The organism is Dactylosporangium sucinum (assembly GCF_014647515.1).
In the GTDB taxonomy this organism is placed as follows: domain Bacteria; phylum Actinomycetota; class Actinomycetes; order Mycobacteriales; family Micromonosporaceae; genus Dactylosporangium; species Dactylosporangium sucinum.
This window is the reverse complement of sequence record NZ_BMPI01000070.1, coordinates 14,051-37,903: the sequence shown is the minus strand read 5'-3', so window position 1 is coordinate 37,903 and position 23,853 is coordinate 14,051. Positions and strand designations below refer to the sequence as shown.

General features: G+C 73.6%; 19 protein-coding genes. 17 read left to right on the top strand and 2 right to left on the bottom strand.

The window, feature by feature from the left end; all coding sequences use genetic code 11:
• The first annotated feature begins 2 nt into the window (after window positions 1-2).
• Genes IEZ31_RS45195 through IEZ31_RS45175 form a run of 5 tightly spaced genes read left to right on the top strand, consistent with a single transcriptional unit; the run spans window position 3 to window position 5,400 of the window.
• On the top strand, window positions 3-1,847 hold the full coding sequence (locus IEZ31_RS45195) for a branched-chain amino acid ABC transporter ATP-binding protein/permease (protein ID WP_190256325.1): 1,845 nt from the start codon (window positions 3-5) through the stop codon (window positions 1,845-1,847).
• Complete coding sequence (locus IEZ31_RS45190) at window positions 1,847-2,584, top strand: ABC transporter ATP-binding protein (protein ID WP_190256324.1); 738 nt, start codon at window positions 1,847-1,849, stop codon at window positions 2,582-2,584. The genes IEZ31_RS45195 and IEZ31_RS45190 overlap by 1 nt, the downstream gene beginning before the upstream one ends.
• A gap of 24 nt (window positions 2,585-2,608) precedes the next feature.
• Window positions 2,609-3,433, top strand: a complete 825-nt coding sequence (locus IEZ31_RS45185; protein ID WP_190256323.1) for a FadR/GntR family transcriptional regulator — start codon at window positions 2,609-2,611, stop codon at window positions 3,431-3,433.
• A gap of 31 nt (window positions 3,434-3,464) precedes the next feature.
• On the top strand, window positions 3,465-3,758 hold the full coding sequence (locus tag IEZ31_RS45180) for a nuclear transport factor 2 family protein (protein WP_190256351.1): 294 nt from the start codon (window positions 3,465-3,467) through the stop codon (window positions 3,756-3,758).
• A gap of 16 nt (window positions 3,759-3,774) precedes the next feature.
• Entirely contained in the window at window positions 3,775-5,400 is a 1,626-nt protein-coding gene (locus IEZ31_RS45175; RefSeq protein ID WP_190256322.1) for an AMP-binding protein, read from the top strand.
• Between the two features lie 67 nt (window positions 5,401-5,467).
• On the opposite strand, the gene IEZ31_RS45170 is transcribed toward IEZ31_RS45175, so the two are convergent.
• The gene (locus IEZ31_RS45170; RefSeq protein ID WP_229836842.1) at window positions 5,468-6,439 is read right to left on the bottom strand and encodes an NADPH:quinone oxidoreductase family protein; all 972 of its coding nucleotides are present in this window, start codon (window positions 6,437-6,439) and stop codon (window positions 5,468-5,470) included.
• 19 nt (window positions 6,440-6,458) lie between these two features.
• Window positions 6,459-7,682: an acetyl-CoA C-acyltransferase gene (locus tag IEZ31_RS45165; RefSeq protein ID WP_190256321.1), complete on the bottom strand. Its 1,224-nt coding sequence runs from the start codon at window positions 7,680-7,682 to the stop codon at window positions 6,459-6,461.
• Window positions 7,683-7,815: 133 nt separating this feature from the next.
• On the opposite strand from IEZ31_RS45165, the gene IEZ31_RS45160 reads away from it, so the two are divergent.
• The 12 genes from IEZ31_RS45160 to IEZ31_RS45105 all read left to right on the top strand — a co-directional run bounded on the left by IEZ31_RS45160 (window position 7,816) and on the right by IEZ31_RS45105 (window position 23,798).
• Window positions 7,816-9,426, top strand: a complete 1,611-nt coding sequence (locus IEZ31_RS45160) for a class I adenylate-forming enzyme family protein (protein WP_190256320.1) — start codon at window positions 7,816-7,818, stop codon at window positions 9,424-9,426.
• Complete coding sequence (locus IEZ31_RS45155; RefSeq protein ID WP_190256319.1) at window positions 9,423-10,352, top strand: zinc-binding dehydrogenase; 930 nt, start codon at window positions 9,423-9,425, stop codon at window positions 10,350-10,352. The genes IEZ31_RS45160 and IEZ31_RS45155 overlap by 4 nt, the downstream gene beginning before the upstream one ends.
• A 64-nt stretch (window positions 10,353-10,416) precedes the next feature.
• A complete protein-coding gene (locus tag IEZ31_RS45150; RefSeq protein ID WP_190256318.1) occupies window positions 10,417-12,489 on the top strand; it encodes a hydantoinase/oxoprolinase family protein in 2,073 nt (690 codons plus the stop codon).
• Entirely contained in the window at window positions 12,489-14,588 is a 2,100-nt protein-coding gene (locus IEZ31_RS45145) for a hydantoinase B/oxoprolinase family protein (RefSeq protein WP_190256317.1), read from the top strand. The genes IEZ31_RS45150 and IEZ31_RS45145 overlap by 1 nt, the downstream gene beginning before the upstream one ends.
• A 40-nt stretch (window positions 14,589-14,628) precedes the next feature.
• The gene (locus IEZ31_RS45140; protein ID WP_190256316.1) at window positions 14,629-16,218 is read left to right on the top strand and encodes an AMP-binding protein; all 1,590 of its coding nucleotides are present in this window, start codon (window positions 14,629-14,631) and stop codon (window positions 16,216-16,218) included.
• Complete coding sequence (locus IEZ31_RS45135; protein ID WP_190256315.1) at window positions 16,215-17,366, top strand: CaiB/BaiF CoA transferase family protein; 1,152 nt, start codon at window positions 16,215-16,217, stop codon at window positions 17,364-17,366. The genes IEZ31_RS45140 and IEZ31_RS45135 overlap by 4 nt, the downstream gene beginning before the upstream one ends.
• A 56-nt stretch (window positions 17,367-17,422) precedes the next feature.
• A complete protein-coding gene (locus tag IEZ31_RS45130) occupies window positions 17,423-18,997 on the top strand; it encodes an AMP-binding protein (protein ID WP_229836839.1) in 1,575 nt (524 codons plus the stop codon).
• Window positions 18,994-19,839 carry an enoyl-CoA hydratase/isomerase family protein gene (locus IEZ31_RS45125; RefSeq protein WP_229836836.1) on the top strand — a complete coding sequence of 282 codons (846 nt, stop codon included), beginning with the start codon at window positions 18,994-18,996 and terminating at the stop codon, window positions 19,837-19,839. Before IEZ31_RS45130 ends, IEZ31_RS45125 begins: the two co-directional genes overlap by 4 nt.
• A gap of 66 nt (window positions 19,840-19,905) precedes the next feature.
• Window positions 19,906-21,075, top strand: a complete 1,170-nt coding sequence (locus IEZ31_RS45120; protein WP_190256312.1) for an acyl-CoA dehydrogenase family protein — start codon at window positions 19,906-19,908, stop codon at window positions 21,073-21,075.
• Entirely contained in the window at window positions 21,072-22,184 is a 1,113-nt protein-coding gene (locus IEZ31_RS45115; protein ID WP_190256311.1) for an acyl-CoA dehydrogenase family protein, read from the top strand. Before IEZ31_RS45120 ends, IEZ31_RS45115 begins: the two co-directional genes overlap by 4 nt.
• 40 nt (window positions 22,185-22,224) lie before the next feature.
• Complete coding sequence (locus tag IEZ31_RS45110) at window positions 22,225-23,013, top strand: SDR family NAD(P)-dependent oxidoreductase (RefSeq protein WP_190256310.1); 789 nt, start codon at window positions 22,225-22,227, stop codon at window positions 23,011-23,013.
• Complete coding sequence (locus IEZ31_RS45105) at window positions 23,010-23,798, top strand: hypothetical protein (protein ID WP_190256309.1); 789 nt, start codon at window positions 23,010-23,012, stop codon at window positions 23,796-23,798. The genes IEZ31_RS45110 and IEZ31_RS45105 overlap by 4 nt, the downstream gene beginning before the upstream one ends.
• Window positions 23,799-23,853: the final 55 nt, after the last annotated feature.

Here is a 23,853-nt window from a genome sequence, read left to right as displayed (position 1 = left end):
CGATGACCGCCCGGCTGCGCACCGTACTGACCGACACCCCGCTGCTCGTCATCGCCGGCTTCGTCCTCGTGGCGGCCCTGCCCTCGCTCGGGCTGGGCTTCTACTGGCAGCGGCAGGTCATGCTCATCGCCGTCTACACGCTGCTGTGCAGCGGGCTCAACCTCAGCTTCGGCTACGCCGGCGAGCTGGCACTGGGCCAGGTGGCGGTGTTCGCGTCCGGCGCCTACGTCGCCGCGATCCTGTTCAACCACGGCCATACCGACATCCTCCTGGCGCTCCTCGTCGCGACCGCGCTCGCCGGGGTGGCCGGGCTGATCTCGGGGATACCCGGGCTGCGGCTGAGCCATTGGTCGCTGGCCCTGGTGTCGTTCTTCTTCGTGCTGCTCATCCCGAGCCTGGTGTCCATCCTGGACGAATACACCGGTGGCAGCGCCGGCCTGCCGGGTGTGCTCGGTCCGACGCTGTTCGGCCGGCCCTTGTTCGGCCGGGACTTCTACTACGTCGCGATCGCCGCCACCCTGCTGTGGATGCTGGTCCTGCGCAACATGGTGGTCTCCCGCTTCGGCGCCTTCCTGCGGGTGATGGCGGAGAGCCCGACGCTGGCGGAGTCGCTGGGCGGCTCGGTGCGCCTGCTGCAGATCCAGGCGTACGTTATCGGGGCGCTGCCCGCCGGCATCGCGGGCGTGCTGTTCACCTACATGACGGGATTCATCAGCCCGACGACGTTCACCCTGAGCCTGCTCATCGCGGTGCTCGCCGCCACCGTGCTCGGCGGCGCGGACAGCGTCTGGGGCGCGCCGGTCGGTGCGGCGATCCTGGTGCTGGGACCGTTGCAGGCGGCGTCCTTCCAGAAGTACTCCAGCGCGGTGTACGGCATCTTCCTCGTCTTCGTCGGCGTCGTGTTCTCGATGGGGCTGGCCGGCCTCGCCCGCATCGTGCGCCGCCGGCTGCTCCTGCGCCGCCTGGCGCGCGCCGGTGCCGCCGGTGGCAGCGGGGCCGCCGGCGAGCTCGGCGAGCTGTCGATCCCGGGCGAGCGGCTGGAGGTCGCCGGGGTCGCGAAGGCGTTCGCCGGCCTCAAGGCGCTCAACGGCGTCGACCTGACCGTGGAACCGGGCACCATCACGGCCATCATCGGCGCCAACGGGGCGGGCAAGACCACACTGCTGAACCTCATCTCGGGCGTGCTGCGCGCCGACGCCGGGACGGTGACCCTTGCCGGCCGGCCGATCACCGGGCTGCGCGCGCATCAGGTCAGCCGCCTCGGCGTCGGGCGGACCTTCCAGACGCCGCTGATCCCGCCCCGGATGACCGTGCTCGAAGTGGTCGAGTCGGGCCGCCTGCGCTCCGGCGCGGTCGGTCTGCTGCCGGCCATTCTGCGGCTGCCACGGTACTACCGGGTGCGCCGGGAGGACCGCGCGGCGGCGCTCGTCGCGCTGTCGTTCGCGGGGCTGGAACACCTGGCCCACCAGCCGGCCGGCTCGCTGCCGCTGGGCACCCGGCGGCTGCTGGAGGTCGTGCGCGCGGTCGCGGGCAGGCCGCACGTGCTGCTGCTGGACGAGCCGGCCGCCGGGCTGGACGACGAAGGACTGCGGGAGCTGGAGATGCTGATGCGCCGTACCAGGGAGGCCGGCGGCACCGTGGTGCTCGTCGAGCACAACGTGCCGTTCGTCATGAGCGTCGCCGACCGGGTGCACGCGATGGAGCTCGGCCGGGTCATCGCCTCCGGGCCGCCGGACGTGGTCCGCCGCGACCAGCGGGTCATCGACAGCTACCTCGGCCGGCGCGGCCGGACGGAACCCGGCGCCGCACCGCGCGCCGACGTCCCTTCCGAGTCGGGGGTGGCCTGATGACGAACACCACGGGAACCGGCCCGCTGCTGGACGCCACCGGCATCCGCGTGGCCTACGGCGACCTCGTCGCGGTCTGGGAGGTCTCGCTGCGGCTGCACGCCGGCAGCATCACCGCCCTCGTCGGGCGCAACGGGGCCGGGAAGACGACGCTCATCAACGGCCTGTGCGGACTGCTGCCGGTGAAGGCCGGCACGGTCCTGCTGGACGGCCGGGACGTCACCGCCCTGCCGGCGTGGTCACGGGTGGCGCTCGGGCTGACGGTCGTGCAGGAGGGCAAGCGGGTCTTCCGCGAGCTCACCGTCCGGGACAACCTCGTGCTCGGCCTGCGCGGCGGCGGGGTGAAGCGCGCCGACCGCGAGGACGAGCTGGCGAGGCTGTATGAGCGCTTCCCGATCCTCGGCGAGTGCCGCCGGCAACGGGCCGCGGACCTGTCCGGGGGCCAGCAGCAGATGCTGGCCATCGCTACCGCGCTCGCCACGAAGCCGCGGGTGCTGCTGGTCGACGAGCCGTCGTCGGGGCTGGCCCCGGTCTTCGTGGACCTGGTGTTCGAGGCGCTGAGCGCGCTGCGCGACGAGGGACTGGCGATCCTGCTCGTCGAGCAGCTGGTCGACGAGGTGCTCGGCGGCATCGCCGAAGAGGTGATCGTGCTGGAGCGCGGGCGGGTCGCGCTGCGCGACCGGGCCGCGAACCTGGCGGTCGAGGACGTTGCGGCGAGCATCTACTCGTCGCTGTAGGCCTTCGGGAAGTTGGGGGACACGATGCTGCAGGAGCGCGGGGAGGGACCGCCGGCACCGCCGAGGCTCGCCCCGCCGAGTGTGGCGGAGGCCGTCGCGTCGCAGCTGCGGACCCGGATCCTCGACGGCGACCTGGTCGACGGTTCCGAGCTGCCGCCGGAGGCGGCGCTGCTGGCCCAGTTCCCGGTCAGCCGGCCGAGCCTGCGGGAGGCGTTCCGCATCCTGGAGACCGAGGGCCTGCTCACCGTCCGGCGCGGCAAGCGCGGCGGGACGGTCATCCGGCACCCGACGCCGGACTCGGCCGCGTACCACGTCGGGCTGCTGCTGCACGCCCGGCACATCTCGATCGAGGACCTGGCGGCCGCCCGCAACCTCGTCGAGCCGCTCTCCGCGGAGCAGGCCGCCCGCCGCGGCGACCACCGCGCGATCGGCCGGCGGCTCGCCGCGCTCACCACCGAGGCGGCGTCCTGTGCGGACGATGCGCTGGCCTTCACCCGGCTGGCCGCCCGGTTCCATCACGAGCTGGTGCAGGCGGCCGGGATACAGACGCTGCAGCTGCTCGTCGGGGTCATCGAGAGCATCTGGGACACCCAGGAACTCACGTGGGCCCGGTCGGCGGTGGCGGAAGGCCAGTACCCGGACGAGCACCGGCGCCGCGAGGTCCTGCGCGCGCATCTGCGCATCGCCGCGGCGATCGGTGCGGGCGACGACGGCGAGGCGACCCGGCTGACCCGCGAGCACCTGCGGGTCACGTCGCGGTACGTCTCGGAAGCCGGCGGCTCGGTCCGGGTGCTCGACGAGTACGGCAGCCGCCGTCTTCCGCCGGCTACTTCGGAACCAACCAGATAGTTGGGAGGTCAGGCTATGGAGGAACCACCACATCACCAACACGTTCATCGAGCCCGACGGCGACCGCGCCCGGGCCGAGGTGTACTTCCTGGCCTTCCATCCGCACGCCGACAACGACCGGCCCGAGCTCGGCATCATCTCCGGCCGCTACCTCGACGTGCTGGAACGCCGCGACGGGCGGTGGGGCATCGTGCGGCGGGTCGTGGTGTCGGACTGGACCCGCAACGACCTCGCCGGACCGGAGTGGGAGCGCACGACCGAGCGGGCCGGCTACGTCGGCGGCCGGCGCGGCGACCGGGACCAGTCGTACGAGTTCTTCGCATAGGCGCGAGAGGGACATCATGAGTGCAGCAGAGTTCGACTGGAACCTGGCCACCGTCTGGGAGACCATCGCGGAGGAGCTGCCGGACGCCCCGGCACAGATCCAGGGTGAGCGCACCTTCACGTGGGCCGACTTCGAGCGGCGGGCCAACGGCGTCGCGCGCACGCTGCTGGACGGCCGGGCGAGCCGGGACGACCGGGTCACGCAGTACCTGCGCAACAGCCCGGAGTACCTCGAGGTCTCGCACGCCGCGTTCAAGATCGGCATCCCGGCGATCAACTCGAACTACCGGTACCGCGACGAGGAACTGCGGTACCTGTGGGAGGACGCCGACGTCACCGCGGTCGTCTTCCACGGCTCGTTCACCGCGACCGTGGGCGCCCTGCGCGACCGGGTGCCCCGGGTGCGGCAGTGGATCCACGTCGACGACGGCACGCAGCCGTGCCCCGAGTGGGCGATCCCCTACGAGCAGGCCGCCGCGGCATCGGCCGAACGGGTCCGGGCGCCGTGGGGCCGCGGCGGTGACGACCTGTTCCTGCTCTACACGGGCGGCACGACCGGCATGCCCAAGGGCGTGATGTGGCGGGCCGCCGACATGCTGCGGCAGGTCAACGACGTGTCCACCGTCCACTACGCGCTCGAGGACGGCGCCGAGGGCATCCGGCGCGACCTGCGGGGACCCGGGCAGGCGCACATCTCCGGCAGCCCGTACATGCACGGCACCGGGTACTTCGGCGCGACGATGGCCATGCACGGCGGCGGCTGCGTCGTGTCGCTGACCGCGCCCGGGTTCGACGCGGCCGAGCTGCTCGACAGCATCGACCGCTACCGCGTCGCCAGCCTCGCGATCAGCGGCGAGGTCTTCGCCAAGCGCATCGTCGACGCCCTCGCCGCGGAACCGGGGCGCTGGGACAGCTCCACCATCCGCAACGTCCTGACGTCCGGCGGCATGCTGGGCGAGCAGAGCAAGCGGGCCCTCCTGGAGCACTGGCCGGCCGCGGCGATCCTCGACGGCTTCTCGTCGTCGGAGGGCTTCGGCATGGGCTGGTCGCTGGCGACGAAGGACAGCATCCCCGAGACCGGCCGCTTCGCTCCCGGCCCCAACGTCTGGGTGCTCGACGAGCACGAGCAACCGGTCGAGCCCGGCTCCGGCGTGATCGGCAAGCTCGTCGTGCGCAACCGCCTGCCGATGGGCTACTACAAGGACCCCGACAAGACGGCGCGGACCTTCCGCGAGATCAACGGCGTGCGGACGTCGGTGCCCGGCGACCACGGCATCATCCACCCGGACGGCACGATCCAGCTCATGGGCCGCGACTCGCTGTGCATCACCTCCGGCGGCGAGAAGATCTTCACCGAGGAGGTCGAGGGCGTCATCCTCGACCACGAGGCGGTGACCGACGTCCTCGTCGTCGGCGTGCCCGACCCGCAGTGGGGCCAGTCGGTGGCCGCCGTCGTCAGCGTCGAGCCGGGTGCTGCGCCGACGGCGGCCGAGCTGATCGGTCACGTCAAGGCGCGGCTCGCCGGCTACAAGGCGCCCAAGCACGTCGTGTTCGTCGAGAGCGTGCCCCGTTCCCCGAACGGCAAGGCCGACTACCCGGCCGCCCGCGCACTGGCGGAGGCGCAGCGGCAGCCGGTTGCCTGAGCCGGGGCCACGGCCGGTCGTGCGGTGCGCGACCGGCCGTCGGGCGTCCGGCAATGCTTCCGACCGGTCAGGGCAGCAGGACGATCCGGCCGCGGGCCGTCCGGTGCTCCAGCATGGTGAGCGCCTCCGCCGCGCTGTGCAGCGGCAGCAGGCGGCCGATCGGCGGGCGGGCCAGGCCGCGCTCCACCAGTGGCAACAGCCGCCGCCACTCGGCGTGCAGCCGCTCCGGCCGGGCGGCCAGGAATGCGCCCCAGCCGACCCCGACGACGTCGGCGTTGCGCCGGCCCAACCGGTCGGTTGCCAGCACCGGGATCGTGCCGCCGGCGAAGCCGAGGACGAGTGCCCGGCCGAGCGGCGCGAGGCAGTCCAGCGACTGCTCCAGCCGGTCGTTGCCCACCGGGTCGACGACGAGGTCGACGCCCCGCCCGCCGGTCAGGTCCCGGACCGCGGCGGCGAAGCCCTCGACGGGCACGACGTGGTCCGGCGCGTACCCGACCGGGGCCAGCAGCTCGGCCAGCGGCGTCGACGTCACCGCGATGACGGTCGCGCCGAACGCGGAGGCCAGCTGCATCGCGGCCACGCCCAGCCCACCCGACGCGCCGTGCACCAGCACCGTCTCGCCGGGTCGCAGCCGGCCCCGGTGCAGCAGGCCGAACGTCATCGTGAGGTAGTTGGCCGGCAGGCACGCCGCCGCCGGGAAGCCGATGCGGTCGGGCAGCGGCAGCACGTGGCCCACCGGCACCGCGGCGAGCTCGGCGAAGCCCCGCTGGGCGCTGGCACACGCCACCCGGTCGCCGGGCGCGAACGGCGATCCGGGCGGTGCCTGGCGTACCACACCCGCGAACTCCCCGCCCAGCACGAACGGCAGCGGCGGGCGCTCCTGATAACGGCCGTAGGACAGCAGCAGCTCGGGAAAGGTGACGCCCGCGGCCCGGACCTCCACGAGCACCTCGCCGTCCGCGGCGGTCGGCGCCGGGATCCGCTGTACCTCGACGCCGGACGGGCCGGTGCGGCGGGTCACCCGGGCGGCGTGCATCATCGGCGGGTCTCGACTCGGATCAGACGCGCTCGATGATGGTGGCGGTGGCCATGCCGCCGCCGGTGCACATGGTGACGAGGCCGGTGCTGAGGTCGCGGCGCTCCAGCTCGTCGAGCAGCGTCGCCAGCAGGATCGGCCCGCTCGCCCCGATGGGGTGGCCCAGCGCGATGGCCCCGCCGTTGACGTTGACCCGATCGAGTCCCACGCCGGTGTCCTGGGCGAACCGCAGCACGACGGCCGCGAACGCCTCGTTGACCTCGAACAGGTCGATGTCGCCCATCGTCATGCCGGCCCGGCGGACGCACTGCTCGGCGGCCGGTCCCGGCGCGGTGAGCATGATGACCGGGTCGGCGCCGGCCGTCGCCGTGGCGACCACCCGGGCCCGAGGCCGCCAGCCGCGCTCGCGGGCCACGCCGGCCCGCGCGACGAGGACGGCCGCGGCGCCGTCAGCCAGTCCGGAGGAGTTGCCGGCGTGGTGGACGTGCGTGACGGCGTCGATCTGGGGGTACACCTGCCGCGCCATCGCGTCGAAGCTGCGCTCGTAGCCGTCGAGGACCAGCGTGCCCAGCGCCTCGAACGAGGGCTTCAGCGCCGCCAGCGCCTCGGCGGTCGTGGCCCGCGGCAGCTCCTCGCGGTCGAGCAGCGTGGCGCCGTCGGGGCCGGTGACCGGGACCATCGACCCGGCGAACCGGCCCTCGACGATGGCCTCGGCCGCGCGGCGCTGCGACTCGGCGGCGTAGGCGTCCACGTCGGCGCGGCTGAACCCGCCGAGCGTGGCGATGAGGTCGGCCGAGATGCCCTGCGGGATCAGCGGATAGCGCTCCCGCAGCCGCTCGTTGCCGGCGTCGAGCGTCGGGCGGGTGGCGGCCGGGTAGCGCGACATCAGCTCCACCCCGGAGGCGACGACGACGTCGGCCTGGCCCGAGGCGACCATCATCGCGGCCGAGTTGACCGCCTGCTGGCCCGAGCCGCAGGCGCGGTTCATCGTCAGGCCGGGCACCGTCAGGGGCCATCCGGCGGCCAGCGCCGACAGGCGGGCCACGTTGTCGCCGTGGTCACCGACCGCGTTGGCGCAGCCGGTCAGCACGTCGGCGACCTCGCCGGGGTCGAACCCGACCCGTTTCTGCAGCTCGACCAGCACCCCGGCGAGCAGTTCCTGCGGATGGACCCCGGACAGCGCGCCGCCGGGCTTGCCCTTGCCACGCGGGGTCCGGACGATGTCGACGATCGTTGCGTCTCGCACGCGCCGACGATACCAAGCCAACCAGATGGTTGGCTATAGCGCCGATTCGGCGCGCTGGGTATTGCGCCTGCCCGGCCGGCTGGGTGACGATGCCCAATACCCAACCGCCTGGTTGGTGAATGGAGGCGGAGCTATGGCGGGCGCGCCGGGGCGTCGGATCGGTCCCCTGTCGGAGTGGACGGCCGAGCCGGCGGGCGAGGTCATCGAGGAGTCGGTGCCGCAGGTGCTGGCGCGGCAGGTCGCCGCGCACGGCGATCGCCCGGCGGTGTACTGGCCGGACGGCGACGGCCTGGCCGGGCTGACCTACGCCGAGCTGGGCGCGGCGGCCGAGCGGCTGGCGCGGGCGCTGGCCGGCGCGGCGAAACCCGGCGACCGGGTCGCGGTGTGGTCGTGCAACGTGCTGCCGTACGTGATCCTGGAGCACGCCACGGCGATGGCGGGTCTGGTGCTGGTACCACTCAACACCGCCTGGACCGACGCGGAGGCCCGGCACGCGGTGGACCTGACCCGGCCGGTGATGCTGTTCGCCGGCGCGACCCATGGCGGCGAGCCGCTGCTGCCGCGGGCTTGCGCGCTCGGCGCCGACGCGGCGGTGACGGTCGCCGACCTCGGGGACCTCGACGGCTGGGCGGCCACCGCGACACCCGGCGCGCTGCCGGCCGTGTCGTGCGACGACCCGTTCCTCATCCAGTTCACCTCGGGCACGACCGGCCGGTCGAAAGGCTCGGTGCTCACCCACCGCGCCGCACTCAACGGCGCGCTCCAGCGCAACCGGCACGACGTCCGCCCCGAGCCCGACCTCTACCTCAACCCCGTGCCGTACCACCACATCGGCGGATCCTGCTTCGTGATCCTCGGCGGACTCATCGACGCCGGCGCGTTCGTCGTGATGGAGCGCTGGGACCCGGCGGTCGTGCTGCGCCTGCTCGGCCTCGGCGTCATCAAGCGGATCGGCGGCGTGCCGACCATGCTCGTCGACATCCTGGCCAAGCTCGGCGACGCCGCGCGCGACGTGGGGCTGGAGTCCGTCTCGCTCGGCGGCGCCACCGTCACCCAGCACCTGGTGAACCTCGTGCAGGACGTCCTCGGCGTGCCGGTGCTCATCGGCTACGGGCAGTCCGAGTGCCCGCTGATCACCTCGACGCACATCGCCGACGACCCAGCCACCATCGGCGGCCCCCTCGGCCGCCCGCTGCCGGCCGCCGACGTGCGCATCGCCGACCCGGAGACCGGCGCGGTGGTGCCGATCGGCACGCCGGGCGAGATCCTCGTGCGGGCGCCGTACGTGATGGCCGGCTACTGGGGCATGCCGGAGCAGACGGCCGCCGTGATGACCGAGGACGGCTTCCTGCGCACCGGCGACCTCGGCGAGATGGACGAGTCCGGCTACCTGACGTTCCGCGGCCGCTCCCGGGACGTGATCATCCGCGGCGGCGAGAACGTGTACCCGGCCGAGGTCGAGGAGATCCTCCTGGAACACCCCGGCGTCGCCGCGGCGGTCCTGGTCGGCCTCGACGACGAGCGGCTGGGCGAGCGGGTCGCCGGGGTGGTGGTGCGCTCGCCGGGCAGCACGGTCGGCGGTGAGGAGCTGACCGCGTTCCTGACCGGCCGGTTGTCGCGGTTCAAGATCCCGGTCGCGTGGCGGTTCGTGCCGTCGCTGCCGATGACGGCCTCGGGGAAGGTCCGCCGGTTCGTCGTGCGGGACGAGACCAACGCCGAGATCGCCGCCGCGGCGACGGCGTGAGAGCCCTCGTCGTCGCATCGCTCGACGGGCCGGGCGCGGTGGCACTGCGGGACGTGCCGCGGCCGGTGCCCGCCCCCGGTGAGGTGACGATCCGGGTGCACGCCGCGGGTGTGGGGTGGCCGGCCTTCGGGTGGGTGCCGCCCGCGCTGCCGTTCGTGCTCGGGGCGGCAGTGGCCGGGACCGTGCTCGCCGCGCCGCCCGGGAGTGGCCACGCGCCTGGGGACCGGGTGCTGGCGTTCTGCCCGACCGGGGGTGCCGGGGAGGTCGCGGTCGCGCGCGCCGCCCATACGGTGGCGCTGCCGCCACGCTTGACCTTCGAGCAGGGGGCGGCCTCGCTGGTGCCGTACCTGTCGGCGTACTTCGCCGTGGTGGAGCGCGGCCGCCTGGCGGCCGGCGAGTCCGTGCTCGTCCGGGGCGCCGGCGGCTTCGGTACCGCCGCACTGCGGATCGCGCGGGCGATGGGTGCGGGTCGGCTCGTGGGCGCCGGTGAGCCTTCCGGGGACGCCGGCGTCGAGAGGGTGCCGGTCGACGGATTCCGGGACGCGGTGCGCTCGGTCGGCGCGGTGGACCTGGTCGTGGACTGCGCCGGTGGCGACGGGTTCGTCGACGCGCTGCGCTGCCTGGCCGTCGAGGGCCGGGCCGTGCTCGCCGGCGGCTCGCCCGGCGAGTTCCGGGTGAACCGGCTGCTGCTGAACAACATCGAGGTCGTCGGCGCCGCCTGGGCGGACTGGGTGCGCAGCGGCGACGGGCGCCTGGCCGGCGAGTGGTCGGCCATCGCCGGGGAGTTGGCCTGCGGAGCTCTCGCGCCGATCGCCGGCCGGGTGCTGCCGTTCGACGACGCGACCCCGGCCGCCCTGGGCCTGGGGCGACCCGGGCCGGACGCCGTGATCCGGATCGCCGCTGAAACCAACCCACCAGTTGGTTGATATCCAGTTTCGGCGGCGTTACGGTGGGAGACCTTCCAGGCCGACGATGTTAGGTGGGCGACACATGGCCATCGTTGCAGGAAACGGATCGGTGTGCGTCGGCGTGGACGTCGGCGGCACCTTCACGGACGTGGTGCTGAGCGACGGGTCCCAGGTCTGGAGCGCCAAGGCGCCGACGACCCCGGGCGCGCTCGGCCGCGGCGTGCTCGACGCCTGCCGCCTCGTCGCCGAGCGGGCCGGCACGACGCTGGAGGACCTGCTGCCGAAGGTCACGCGCTTCGGGCTGGGCACGACCGCGGTCACGAACACGATCGCCGCCCGCACCGGGCTGGACGTCGGGCTCATCACGACCCGCGGCTTCGAGGACCTCGTCCCGATCGCCCGCGGCAAGCGGGTGCCGAGCGACGGCTGGTTGCTGCCGCCCGTGGCGCTGGTCGACCGGGAGCGCATCCTCGGCGTTCCCGAGCGGGTGGACCGCAACGGCACGGTCCTGGTCGAGCTCGACCGCGAGCGGGTCCGCGAGGCCGGCCGGGTGCTCGTGGAGCACCGGGGCGCGCGGTCGCTGGCGGTGTCGTTCCTGTGGTCGTTCCTCAACGACGCGAACGAGCGCGCGGCCGTGGCGGAGCTCGCGGAGCTCTTTCCCGGCGTGCCCGTCATGTCGGGGGCGGACCTGCTGCCCGTCATCCGCGAGTACGAGCGCACGCAGTTCGCGTTGCTCAACGCCTACACGGCGGGCTCGCTCGACGGCGTGGTCGAACTCGCCGACGAGCTTGAGCGGCTCGGCCTGCGCCGGCCTCCGCTGCTCGTGCACTCGGGCGCGGGATCGATCTCGGTCGGCGAGGGCCGCCGGATGCCGGCGCTGCTGGCGGAGTCGGGGCCGGCGGCCGGGGTGGTCGCCGCCCTGGAGGTCTGCCGATCGGCCGGCATCACCGACGCCGTCACCGGTGACGTCGGCGGCACGTCGTTCGACCTGTCCTTCATCTCCGGCGGGGAGGCCGGTCGCCGCAGCAACGGCGAGCTGATGGGCATCTGGACGGCCATGCCGATGGTCGACATCGACTCGGTCGGGGCCGGCGGCGGCTCGATCGCCTGGGTCGACAGTCTCGGAATCCTCCGGGTAGGCCCGCGCTCGGCCGGTGCGGAGCCGGGGCCGGCGTGCTACGGCCGCGGCGGCACCGAGGCGACGGTGACCGACGCCCTGGTCGTGCTCGGCTACCTCGACCCGGACAACTTCCTCGGCGGCACGATGGCGCTCGACGCCGAGGCCGCGCGGTCGGCCTGCACCCGCGTCGGCGAGCGGCTCGGGCTGGACCGCACCGACGCGGCCTGGGGCATCTGGGAGGTGGCGCTGGCCAGCATGGCCCGCGCCCTGCGCGCCCGCTTCGCCGAGCGCGGCGTCGACCCGCGGACGTTCGCGATGCTCAGCATGGGCGGATGCGGGGCCCTGTTCGGCCCCGCGCTGGCGCGGGACCTCGGCATCCGCCGGGTGCTGGTCCCCGATCTCGCCTCGGTGCTGTCCGCCTTCGGTGCCGCGGCCTCGCAGGTGCGGCGCGAGCGCAGCCGTTCGGTCGGCGCGCTGCTCCCGGTCGACCCGGGGTTGCTCGGCGGCGTCGTCGAGGAGCTGACCCGGGCCGTCCGCGACGACCTGGCGGCCGACGGCGTGGCGCCCGGCGACATCACCGTCGAGCTCGCCGCCGACCTGCGGTTCCACCGTCAGACCTTCGAGCTGCCGATCGTCTGGGACGACGGGCTCGACGAGGCGGCCCAGCTCCGTCAGCGTGACCGGTTCCTCGACGACTACACCGCGCGGTACGGCAAGGGCGCGATCGTCGCCGGGGCGCCGGTGGAGCTCGTGACCGTACGGTCGGTCGGGCTCGGCCGGACGGCCCGCGCCCGGCTGACCCGGGCGGCGCCGGTACCCGCGATCGGGAACCCGCGAGTCCTGGGCAGCCGGCCGGTGTATCTCGGCCGGTCCTCCGAGCCGGTGAAGGTGCCGGTGTACGACCGCGCGGACCTTCGGCCCGGCCAGCAGATCACCGGCCCCGCACTGATCGACGCCGCGGACACGACGAGCTGGGTCCCGCCGGGTGCCGGAGCGCGGCTGGACGAGTTCCTCACCCTGGAGATGGAGCTGTGATGACGAACGCCAGCCTCGACCCGATCGAACTGCAGGTCCTGCGCTCCCGGCTGCAGGCCGTCGCCGAAGAGGGCGCCATCACCATCGAGCGCACCGCGATCAGCCCGATCATCTCCGAGTCGCGCGACTACTCCTGCACGCTGCTGGAGGCGAACGGGGACCTGATCGTCGCGGGCGGCGCGATCAGCCACCACTTCGGCATCTGCGGCCACGCGGTGCGGGCGACGCTCGCGACGCACGGTGACTCGGTGGCGCCCGGCGACGTCTTCTTCTGCAACGACCCGCACAACGGAGGCGGCCTGCACGCCCAGGACGTCGTCGTGCAGCTTCCGGTGTTCGTCGACGGTGAGCTGGTGGCATGGGTGGCCAACTCCGGGCACATGCTCGACATGGGCGGCATGGTGTTCGGCTCCTGGTCGCCCGACGCCACCGACTGCTACCAGGAGGCGCTGCGCCTGCCGCCCGTGCGGCTGTTCCGGCGGGGTGCGGAGCAGACCGACGTCTGGCAGATCATCCGCACGAACGTGCGCGTGCCGGACGTGGTCGAGATGGACCTGCGCGGACTGGTCGCCGGGTGTGAGGTCGCGCGGGACAAGCTGGTCGGTATCGCGCAGCTCATGGGCCGGGACCACCTGCTCGACGGCATCGGCGAACTGCGCCGCAGGGCCGAGCACGAGATGCGCCGGCGCATCACGCAGCTTGCCGACGGCGTGTACCGCTACACCGGCTGGACCGAGTGGCACGACGAGCGCTACGAGATCCCGTGCACGATGACGGTCGCCGGCGACACGCTGCACTTCGACTTCTCCGGTGCGCCCGGGCAGACCAACCACTTCTTCAACACCAAGCCGCACATCATCACCGCGCAGATCGTCGGCGACGGCTCGGACGTGCTGACCCACGACATCCCGCTCAGCCAGGGCATGTTCAACCCGGTCACGGTGCACTGCCCGGCCAACTCGATCGTCAACAGCAATCCGCCGGCGCCGGTCGCATCCGCGCACATCGACGTCTCGCTGACCGCGAGCATGGCGGCCCACCAGTGCATCATGCTGGCGGTCGCCGCCGGGTCCAGCGACGTGGCGCGGCTGCTGACCGGTCCGGTGGCGCCCAGCGCGATGGCGATCCAGACCTGGGCCTACACCACGCCGCAGGGGTACCCGGACGGGTGGATGATGCTCGACGGGGCGATGGCCGGCACCGCGGCCGCCTACGACCGCGACGGCACGGACCTGTGCAACTTCATCGTGGCCCGCAAGCCGATCCTCGAGGCCATCGACGTCGAGATGCTCGAGGCGTGGTATCCGGTCCTGGTCGACTTCAAGCGGATCCGTCCGGGGGCCTTCGGCGCCGGCCGCTTCCGCGGGGGGTCGGGCTGCAACATGCGGTTCGGCCCGTACGGCGTCGACGCCGTCGTCGGCCAGCTCCTCGCCGTCCGTGAGCACCTGCCGCCGAACGGCTCCGGCGGGGGCCGGCCCGGCTCGGTGAGCGAGTTCGTGCTGCGGTCGGGCGCCGGTGAGGAGCGCGCCCTGCCGGGCAAGAGCGGAGCGGTGGTGGTGTCGGCGGGGGAGTCCATCGAGTTCCGGATCGGCTCGGCCGGTGGGCACGGCGACCCGCTCGACCGCGACCCGGACGCGGTGGCCCGTGACGTCCGGCTGACCCGGCTGACCGAGGCCGAGGCGCTGTCGGTATACGGCGTGGCGATCGTGGACGGCGCGATCGACGCCGACCGCACCGCCCGGACCCGCGCGAGGCTGCTGCGGGAGCGCCTGGACGCGGCGCGCCCGGCGTCCCGGCCCCGGTCGGCGCCGGCCACCGAGGGCGACCGGGAACGGCCGGCGCAGACCATCTACCCGGGCGTCGACCAGCGGGGCGGCACCGCGTTCGCGCGGTCGAGCGGGGCGGTGCTCGCCCACGCGCCCGACGCGTGGACCGACGGCTGCCCGGTGCTGGAGCAACCGCTGGACGGCGCGGTCGTCGAGCGCAGCTACCTGGACCCCGTCACCGGGCGCCTGCTGCTCGTGGAGGCGGTGCCGGCCGGCGCGGCGTGCTCGGTCGTGAGCAGCCCGCGCCGCTGGACCGAGGCCGCGCCGGCCTGACCGTCCGTTGTCAACGCATCGGTAGAGAGGAAGGTTCAACGTGTCCAACGATGACCCGGCAACGGTCTTCGGGCACCTGACGGCTCGGCTCGAAGGTGACCCGGAGCGCCACCTCGCCGCGTGCGGCGGGGACTGGCGAACCGTCGGTGCCGTGCACGACCGGGCGCTGCGCCTCGCCGCGGGCCTGCACGGGATCGGCGTGCGCCCGGGCGACCGGGTCGCGTCGATGATGCCGAACCGCGACGAGGCGGTCGAGCTGTTCTTCGCCTGTGCCGCGCTCGGTGCGATCCAGGTGCCGCTCAACGTCTACCTCAAGGGCGAGTTCCTGCGGTACCAGCTCGCTGACGCCGACCCGAAGGTGGTCGTCGCCGACGGGGCGGCCCTGCCGCTGTTCGCCGAGCTGCTCGGCGCGCCGGACCTGGCGGGCACGGCGCTGGTCGCGCTCGACGCGCCCGCCTCGGGTGCGCTGGCGTTTGAGGACCTCTTCGCCGACCCGGTCCGCGCGTGGCCGGACCCGACGCCCGACGACCTGGTCTGCGTGCTGTACACCTCGGGGACGACCGGCATGCCCAAGGGCTGCATGATCAACAACGGCTATCTGATGCACATGCCGAAGGCGCACATGATGCACGGCTGGTTCACCGCCGACGACACGTCGCTGTGCCCGCTGCCGCTGTACCACGGGTTCGCGATCAGCGCCCTCATGGACGCCGTCGTAGCCAACTGCCGGGTCGCCTTCGATCCGGTCTACAGTGCCTCGACGCTCATCCGCCGGGCCCGCGAGCTCGGCGCCACCCAGTTCTTCGGCGTCGGCGCGATGGCCGCCGCGCTGCTGGCCACCCCGGAGCAGCCCGGCGACACCGACCACCGCATCGAGCGGGCCATCTTCATCCCGCTCGCCCCACCGGTCCGTCGCCGGCTGCAGGAGCGCTTCGGCATCCATGCGATCGGCGAGGGGTACGGCCAGACCGAGGTGCTGCCCGCGACGATGGGCGACGGCCGGTCGGCCGGCGACGGCGACCGCACCGGCGCCGGGCGCGCGCTGCCATGGCTCGACGTGCAGGTGGTCGACGACGCCGACCGGGTGCTGCCGCAGGGGGCGACCGGCGAGGTCGTGGTGCGGCCGATGGAGCCGTACTCCATGTACGCCGGCTACTGGCGCAAGGAGCAGGCCACGCTGGAGGCGTGGAAGAACCTGTGGCACCACACCGGGGACCTCGGGTTCTTCGACACCGACGGCGCGCTGTACTTCGTCGACCGCAAGAAGGACGCGCTGCGGCGCCGGGGCGAGAACGTCTCGTCGGTCGAGCTCGAGCAGGCCATCCTCAAGCACCCGGCGATCGCCGAGGTCGCCGTGCACGCGGTGCCCGCCGGGGTGCGCGAGGACGAGATCAAGGCGTGCGTCGTGCTCCACACCGGGGCGGAGCTGGGCCCGGCCGAGCTGTTCGAGTACTTCCGCCAGCACCTGCCGTACTACGCGGTGCCGCGGTACGTCGAGTTCCTCGGCGAGCTGCCGAAGAACGCGGTCGCCCGGGTGCTCAAGCACCGGCTGCGCGACGGGTGGGACTCCCCGCAGACCGTGGACTTCCAGGCGCTCGGCCTCGTCATCGAGCGGAGCGCCCGCCGATGACCCGACCCGTGACCGGACCGCTGGCTGGGATCAAGGTCCTCGAACTGCAGGGAATGGGCCCGGGGCCGTTCTGCGCCATGCTGCTCGGCGACTACGGCGCCGACGTGGTCCGGGTGGAGCGCACCGCCTCGGTCCGGGCCGCAGCCGGCCCGCCGCCGCCCGACGTGCTCGCCCGCGGCCGCCGGTCGGTGGGCATCGACCTGAAGACGCCCGGGGGCATCGACGCGCTGCTGCGCCTGGTCGAGCGCGCCGACGTGCTCATCGAGGGCTTCCGTCCCGGTGTCACCGAACGGCTCGGGATCGGCCCGGACGTGTGCCTGGCCCGCAACCCGCGCCTCGTCTACGGCCGGATCACCGGGTGGGGACAGGCCGGCCCCTACGCGCCGTACGCCGGGCACGACATCAACTACCTCGCGTTGTCCGGCTCGCTGTGGTCGATCGGCCGGGACGGCGAGGCCCCGGTGGCTCCGCTGACCTACGTCGGCGACTTCGGCGGCGGCGGCATGCTGCTGACGGTCGGCATCTGCGCCGCGCTGGCCGAGCGGGCGTCGTCCGGCCGCGGGCAGGTCGTGGACGCCGCGATGGTCGACGGCGCGGCCCTGCTCAACAGTTTCCTCTACGGCATGCGGGCGATGGGCCTGTGGGGCGAGGAGCGCGGCCGGAACATGCTCGACACCGGCGCGCCCTACTACGACACGTACGAGACGGCCGACGGCAAGTGGATCTCGGTCGGCGCGCTCGAACCGCACTTCTACCGCAACCTGCTCGACGCCCTCGGCCTCGACGACCTGCCTCGCACGCAGCCCGGGCCGGACGGCTGGCCGGCGCTGCGGGCCCGGTTCGCCGCGGTGTTCCGCACGCGGACCCGCGACGAGTGGTCGGCCGCGCTGGAGGCGGCCGAGGCGTGCTTCGCGCCGGTGCTGTCGCCCTGGGAGGCACCGGAGCACCCGCACAACGCGGTCCGCGAGACGTTCGTGGCCCACGACGGGCTGGTCCAGCCGGCCCCGGCGCCGCGGTTCAGCCGGACCCCGGCCCGGATCGCCGGCCCCGTGCCCTCGCCCGGCCAGCACACGGGCGAGGTGCTGGCCGAATGGGGCTTCGCCGCGGAGGACATCGAGAAGCTGCGCGCCGCGGGCGACATCGCGTGACCCCGGCGCCGAGGAAGGGACCCACCGTGACGAGCCCGAGAACTACCGCGACCACCGTGGACGGTGTGTTCCGCGAGCGGCTGGCCGCCGATCCCGACCGGCCGTTCGTCGCCTGCGGCGCCGGCTGGCTCACCTTCGCCGAGCTTGACGAGCGCACCGACCGGTTGGCCACCGGCCTGGCCCGGCTCGGCGTGCGGCGCGGTGACCACATCGCCACGCTGCTGCCCAACCGCATCGAGACCGTGGAACTGCTGCTCGCCGTGGCCAAGCTGGGCGCCGTGCAGGTCCCGCTGAACTACTTCCTGAAGGGCGACTTCTTGGAGTACCAGCTGATCGACTGCGGCGCGAAGGTCCTCGTCGCCGACGGTCCCGGCTATGCGGCGGCCGCGCCGCTGCTCGACCGCACGGGCGTCGTCGAACGCGTGCACGTCGACGCCGTCGAACCGGGCGGCGTCGCCTATGCGGACCTGCTGACCGAACGCTCGAAGTTCGAGCCGTCGGCGCGCCCGGCGGACCTGTTCACCATCATGTACACCTCGGGCACGACGGCGGCGGCGAAGGGCTGCATGCTCAGCACCGGCTACTTCGTCGCGGTCGGCCGGGCGTACGGGATGCGCAACTGGGTCGTGCCCGGCGACCGGATGTACACCGGGTTCCCGATGTTCCACACCAGCGGCCAGATGGTGGCGTTCATGAGCGCGCTGGTCAACGGCGCTTCGATCGGCATCGCGCCGGAGTTCCACGCGTCGAGCTTCATGCGGGAGGCGGCGGAGATGGACGCCACGATGCTCGTCGGCGTCGGTGTCATGGCCAACATGATCCTGGAGCAGCCGCCCGCGCAGGACGACGGCGCTCACCCGTTCCGGCTGGCCTCCTGGGTACCGCTGCCCGAGGAGCGCCAGCGGGAGTTCGAGACGCGGTTCGCCACCCCGGTCATGTCCGAGGGCTACGGGCAGACCGAGTGCGTGCCGGTGACCAACAGCGACCCCTACGGCGTCCGCAAGCGCTCGTCGTCCGGCCAGGTCTCGCCGCTGCTGGAGGCCAGGATCGTCGACGACGACGGCAACGAGGTGCCGACGGGCGAATCCGGTGAGATCTGCGTGCGCCCGACGGTGCCCAACGCGATGTACAGCGGCTACTGGAACAAGCCGGAGAGCACCGTCGAGGCGTGGAGGGACCTGTGGCACCACACCGGCGACTTCGGCCGGATGGACGCCGACGGCATCATCACGTTCGTCGACCGCAAGAAGGACGTGCTGCGCCGGCGCGGCGAGAACGTCTCGTCGCTGGCCCTGGAGAACGTGATCCGCCAGCACCCGGCGGTCGCCGACGTCGCGGTGTGCGGCCTGCCGTCGAAGCTCGGCGACGATGACATCAAGGCGTGCGTCGTGCTGGCCGCGGGCGCGTCGCTGACCGCGGCGGAGTTCTTCGCGTTCGTCGAGGAGCGGGTGCCCTACTTCGCCGTCCCGCGCTACGTCGACATCCGCGCCGGGTTGCCCACCAACGCGCTGGGCCGGGTGATGAAGCACGTGCTGCGGGACGAGGGGGTACCGCCGGGCACGTGGGACCTGCCGAGCCAGGGCCTCGTCGCCCGCCGCACCGCCCGCCCGACCGCGGCGGCCGCTCAGTGACCGGCGGCGACGTGCTGGTCGAACGGCACGACGGGGTCCTGCTCGTGCGGCTCAACCGGCCGCAGCGGCACAACGCCATCGGCGGCACCGTGCTGCGCGACCTTGCCGCCGCCTTCGACGAGGCCGGCCGCGACGACACCGTCCGGGTCGTCGTCACGACCGGCGTCGGCGCCGCGTTCTGCGTCGGCGCGGACGTGGCGGACTTCGACCGGGTCCGCCATCTCCCGGCCCGGGAGCTGCTGGTCAGCGACCTCATCGGCGGCGAGAAGGGCCTGCCGGCGCGGTCACCGGCCGACGTACCGGCCGAGGAGCTGGGCAACGCCGGCCGCTGGGCGCTGCGGATGTGGGCGCTGGAGAAGCCGACGATCGCCGCGGTGAACGGCGCGGCGGTCGGCGGCGGGTTCGGCATCGCGCTGCTGCACGACATCCGGCTGGCCGCGTCGACGGCCCGGCTGGGCACCGGCTTCGCGGCCGCCGGCCTCGCGCCCGAGCTCGGCATCAGCCACCTGCTGCCGCGCGTGGTCGGCTTCGCCGCCGCGGCCGAGCTGATGCTGACCGGCCGGTTGGTCGACGCCGCCGAGGCGCGCGAGCTCCGGCTCGTGTCCGACGTGGTCCCGGACGAGGAACTGCTGGAGCGGGCGATGGGGCTGGCCGGGCGGATCGCGTCCGGTCCGCCGCTCGGCGCCCGGCTGACCAAACGCCTGCTGCGCCGCTCGGCCGCGGCCGAGCTCGAGGCGCAGCTGCGCGCCGAGTACACCGCCCAGGTCACGCTCTTCGACCACCCGGAGACCCGCGCCGCGATGGACGACCTGGCCCAGCGCGTCCTGCGTCGCCGTGGCTGACGCGGGCCGCCGGGGATTCCCCACCAATCGGTTGACTACGCCCCGCGGCGCACATACTGTCGGTTCGTGAAGACCGTGTTGGGCGATGAGCAGTTGCAGTTCCTGACCGAGCTGCGGACGTATCTCGACGGTCTGGATCCGCAGCTCGTAGCGGCGACCCGGATCGAGAACATCGAGGACCCGATGCAGCCGCGCGAGCACGGGCGGCGGTTCCTGCGCCGGCTCGGCGCCGACGGCTGGCTCGGCGTGTCGTGGCCGCGGGAGTACGGCGGGCAGGGCCGCACCGCGATCGAGAGCTGGCTGCTGGCCGAGGAGCTCTACAGCCGCCGCCTGCCCAACGGCCTGCTGACGCTCAACGCCATCGGGCCGACGCTCATGATCGTGGGCACCGACGAGCAGAAGGCCGAGTTCCTGCCGCGGATCCGGGCCGGCGAGCTGGAGTTCGCCATCGGCTACAGCGAACCGGACGCGGGCAGCGACCTCGCGTCGCTGCGCACCCGGGCCGTGCGCGACGGCGACGAGTACGTCGTCAACGGGCAGAAGATCTGGACCACCGGCGCCTCGGTGGCGACCCATCTCTGGCTCGCCGTTCGCACGGGGACGCCGGAGGACCGCCATCGCGGGGTGAGCATCTTCATCACCCCGATGGACACCCCCGGCATCACGATCACGCCGATCATCACCCAGGGCGGCGAGCGGACCAATGCCCTGTTCCTCGACAACGTCCGGATCCCGGTCCGTTCGCGTGTCGGCGCCGAGAACGACGGCTGGTCGGCGCTCGTCACGGCCCTGAACTTCGAGCGGATGTTCTACCACAACGAGCCCCGCTGGGAGCTGCGCCAGCTGACAGACTGGGCCGCCGCGGCGGGCCTGCTGGAGGGTGACAGCGCCGAGGCGCACGAGCTGCAGGCGGTCGCCGGCGAGCACGCGGTGGACGTGGAGATCTGCCGGCTGTTCGCCCAGCGGGGGGCGCGGATGCTCGCCGAGGGCCGGGTCCCGCACGCCGAGGCTTCGGTGAACAAGATCTGGTGGGGCGAGCTGCGGCAGCGCATCTGCGACACCGGCCTGGACCTGATCGGCGAGGACGGCGCGATCGCCACCGGTTCGCCGTACGCCCCGGCACACGGACATCTGGAGCACGGCCTGCGCTCGTCGCCGGTGTGGCGGTTCGGCGGCGGCACCAATGAGATCCAGCTGGATATTATCGCGACGCGCGGTCTGGGGATGCCACGATGATCGACACAGACCTGACCGACGACGAGGCGCTGCTGGCCAAGACGGCCCGCGCCTACTTCGCCGACTTCGTCGACAACACCTACCTCAACGCCCAGCAAGCGTCGCCCGACGGCTACGAGACCCGGCGCTGGCAACAGATGTGCGAGCTGGGCTGGACCGGCATCGACCTGCCCGAGCGGGTCGGCGGGGCCGGCGGCACGCTGGCCGAGGCCGGCATCGTCGCGCGTGAGACCGGGCGGGCGGCCCTCGCGTCGCCGTTGCTGTCGACCATGCGCGCGGGTACCGTGCTCGCCACGCTCGGCCACGGCGTCTTCGACGACGTCCTCAGCCGGATTGCCGCGGGATCGCCCGCCACCCTCGTGGCGCCAGCCGACAGCCCGGTGCGTGCCGAGGCGACCGGCGCCGGCGCATACCGGCTCGCCGGCCCCGCCGTCACGGTCGAGTGGCTGGAGCGCAGCGTCGACGTCGTGCTCCTGCTGCCGGTGGCCGGCGGCGACGACTGGCTGTGCGCGTTGCTGCGCGGCGCCGACCTGCGCGAGCGGGCCGAGGCGGTGCCCAGCATCGACAACGAGCGCGTCGCCCGGGTCGACCTCGACGGCCTCACGCTCGCGGCGGACGACGTGGCGCTCGATGGCATCGACGCCCGCACGGCCGGCTACGCGCTCGCCCGGGCGAACCTGCTGCGGGCCAGCGCGATGGTCGGCGGGTGCGAGGCGGTGCTGGAGCGCAGCGTGCAGTACGCCACCGAGCGGGTGCAGTTCGGCCAGCCGATCGGCGCCTTCCAGGCGGTCCGCCATCATCTGGGGAGAATGATGATCGCGCGGGACGCGGCCCGGCTGACCTGCAACGACGCCCTGACACGCGCCCAGCCCGGCGCCGAGGAGTCTGCGATCGCCGCGGTGGCGCTGTTCGCCGCCGGCCGGTCCTACGTCGAGATCGTCCTCACCGCGGCCCAGATCCACGGCGGCGTCGGCACCACCACCGAGCACGTCCTGCACCACCACTTCCTGCGGGCCAAGGCGATGCAGCTGCGCGGCGGCAAGCGCGCCAACCGGCTGCGCGAGATCCACCACGCGCTGGTCGTCCGGCGCGAGGGCAGCCTGTGGTGACCGGCCGGACGGTCGGCCGGTGCATCGACGTGGTAGTCCGGTGATCGCGCGCGGACGCGTCGCGGTCGTCACCGGGGGAGGTCGCGGCCTGGGTCGCGCCGCCGCACTGCGCCTCGCCGCCGAGGGCGCCGACGTCGCGGTCCTGGCCCGCTCGACCGGCGAGATCGACGCGGTCGCCGGCGAGCTGCGGGCGGCCGGCGTTCACGCGCTCGGCCTGCCCGTGGACGTCACGTCCACGGCGGACGTCGAGCTGGCCCGGGAACGGATCCTGGACCGCTTCGGCCGGGTCGACATCGTCGTCAACAACGCCGGAACGCTGCTGTACCGGCCGTTCGTCCCGCTGCCGGGCAAGGAGCACGCCCATCCGGGGTTCGACCGGCCGGTGAGCGACGACGAGTGGGACGCCGTCATGGCCGTCCACGTCGGGGGTGCCGCGCGGATGCTGCGCGCGTTCGGCCCCGACCTGCTGGCCCGGGGCTACGGCCGGGTCGTCAACGTGGTGTCCAACGTGGTCCGGCGGAGCATGCCGTACTGCAGCGTGTACGACACCGCGAAGGGCGCGCTGGTCCAGCTGACCCGGTCCCTGGCGCGGGAATGGGCACCGTACGGGATCACCGTCAACGCCGTCGCCGCCGGACATTTCGAGACGGCGATGACCCGGGCGCAGTTCGAGAACGAGGCGGCCCTGCAGCACCTGCTGCGCCGGGTGCCGGCCCGCCGGGCCGGCGAGGTCGGCGAGTTCGCGGCGCTGGTGGCCCACCTGTGCGGTGAGGACTCCGGGTTCGTCACGGGGGAGACGGTAGGTATCGACGGAGGTGAGTCGTTGTGACCGGCGGTGAGCTGGTGTTCATGTGCGCCGACACCGGCGCTGTGGTCTGCGTGAGCGGCGGGGACGCGGCGGCGCGGGTGCTGGTCTTCCTGCCGACGGGGGAGACGTTCTGGGCCGCCGGCGCCCACGTGCGCCCGGACGCGGTGCGGGTGTCGGCGATGGCGGCGCTGTTCACCGCGCCGGCCCACATCGTGCCGGGCGAGCCGGTCGCCGCGCGGTGGGTGCCGCTGAGCATCGCCGTGGCGCTGGAGCCGGCCGCCGTCGACCTGGCGCTGGCCGACGACCGCCCGGAGCGGGTGACCGCCCTGCGCGGCTCGGGCTCGATCGCCGTCGGCAGCGTGGTCTACCGCGTCGAGGGCGCCGGCTGGCTGAGCACGGCGCCGGCGGGGCCCGTGGCGCAGCGGGCGCGGGCCGTTTTCCAGGACCGCTCGGCGACGTTCGCCGCCGGCCTCGCCGGCGCCGTCATGGTCAACACCGAGGTCCGCCGGGTGCCCGTGGCGGAGCTCGCGGTCCGGGGTCAGGCCCGGGTTCCGGTGTACCGCCTGAGCTGCGCGCTGGGTGGCCGCACGCCCCGGCTGGTGACCGGCGAGATCCGCGACACGCTGCAGCACGTGACGTTCGTCGAGCCGGCGCCGGACGGCGCCGGCTGGGTGTGGTGGAGCGCCGCCCCGTTCGTCTTCGTCCGGTCCGGCACCACGGGCCTGGGGCTGGTCGAACGCACGACGCGGGCGGACTCGCCCCGCGAGCCGTCGGCGCCCGCCGGTGACCTGCCCGATCCGTACTGACCGGATCGAGGTACAGCGAAAGGCCAGGCCCACCGGGCCTGGCCTTTCCTCGTGG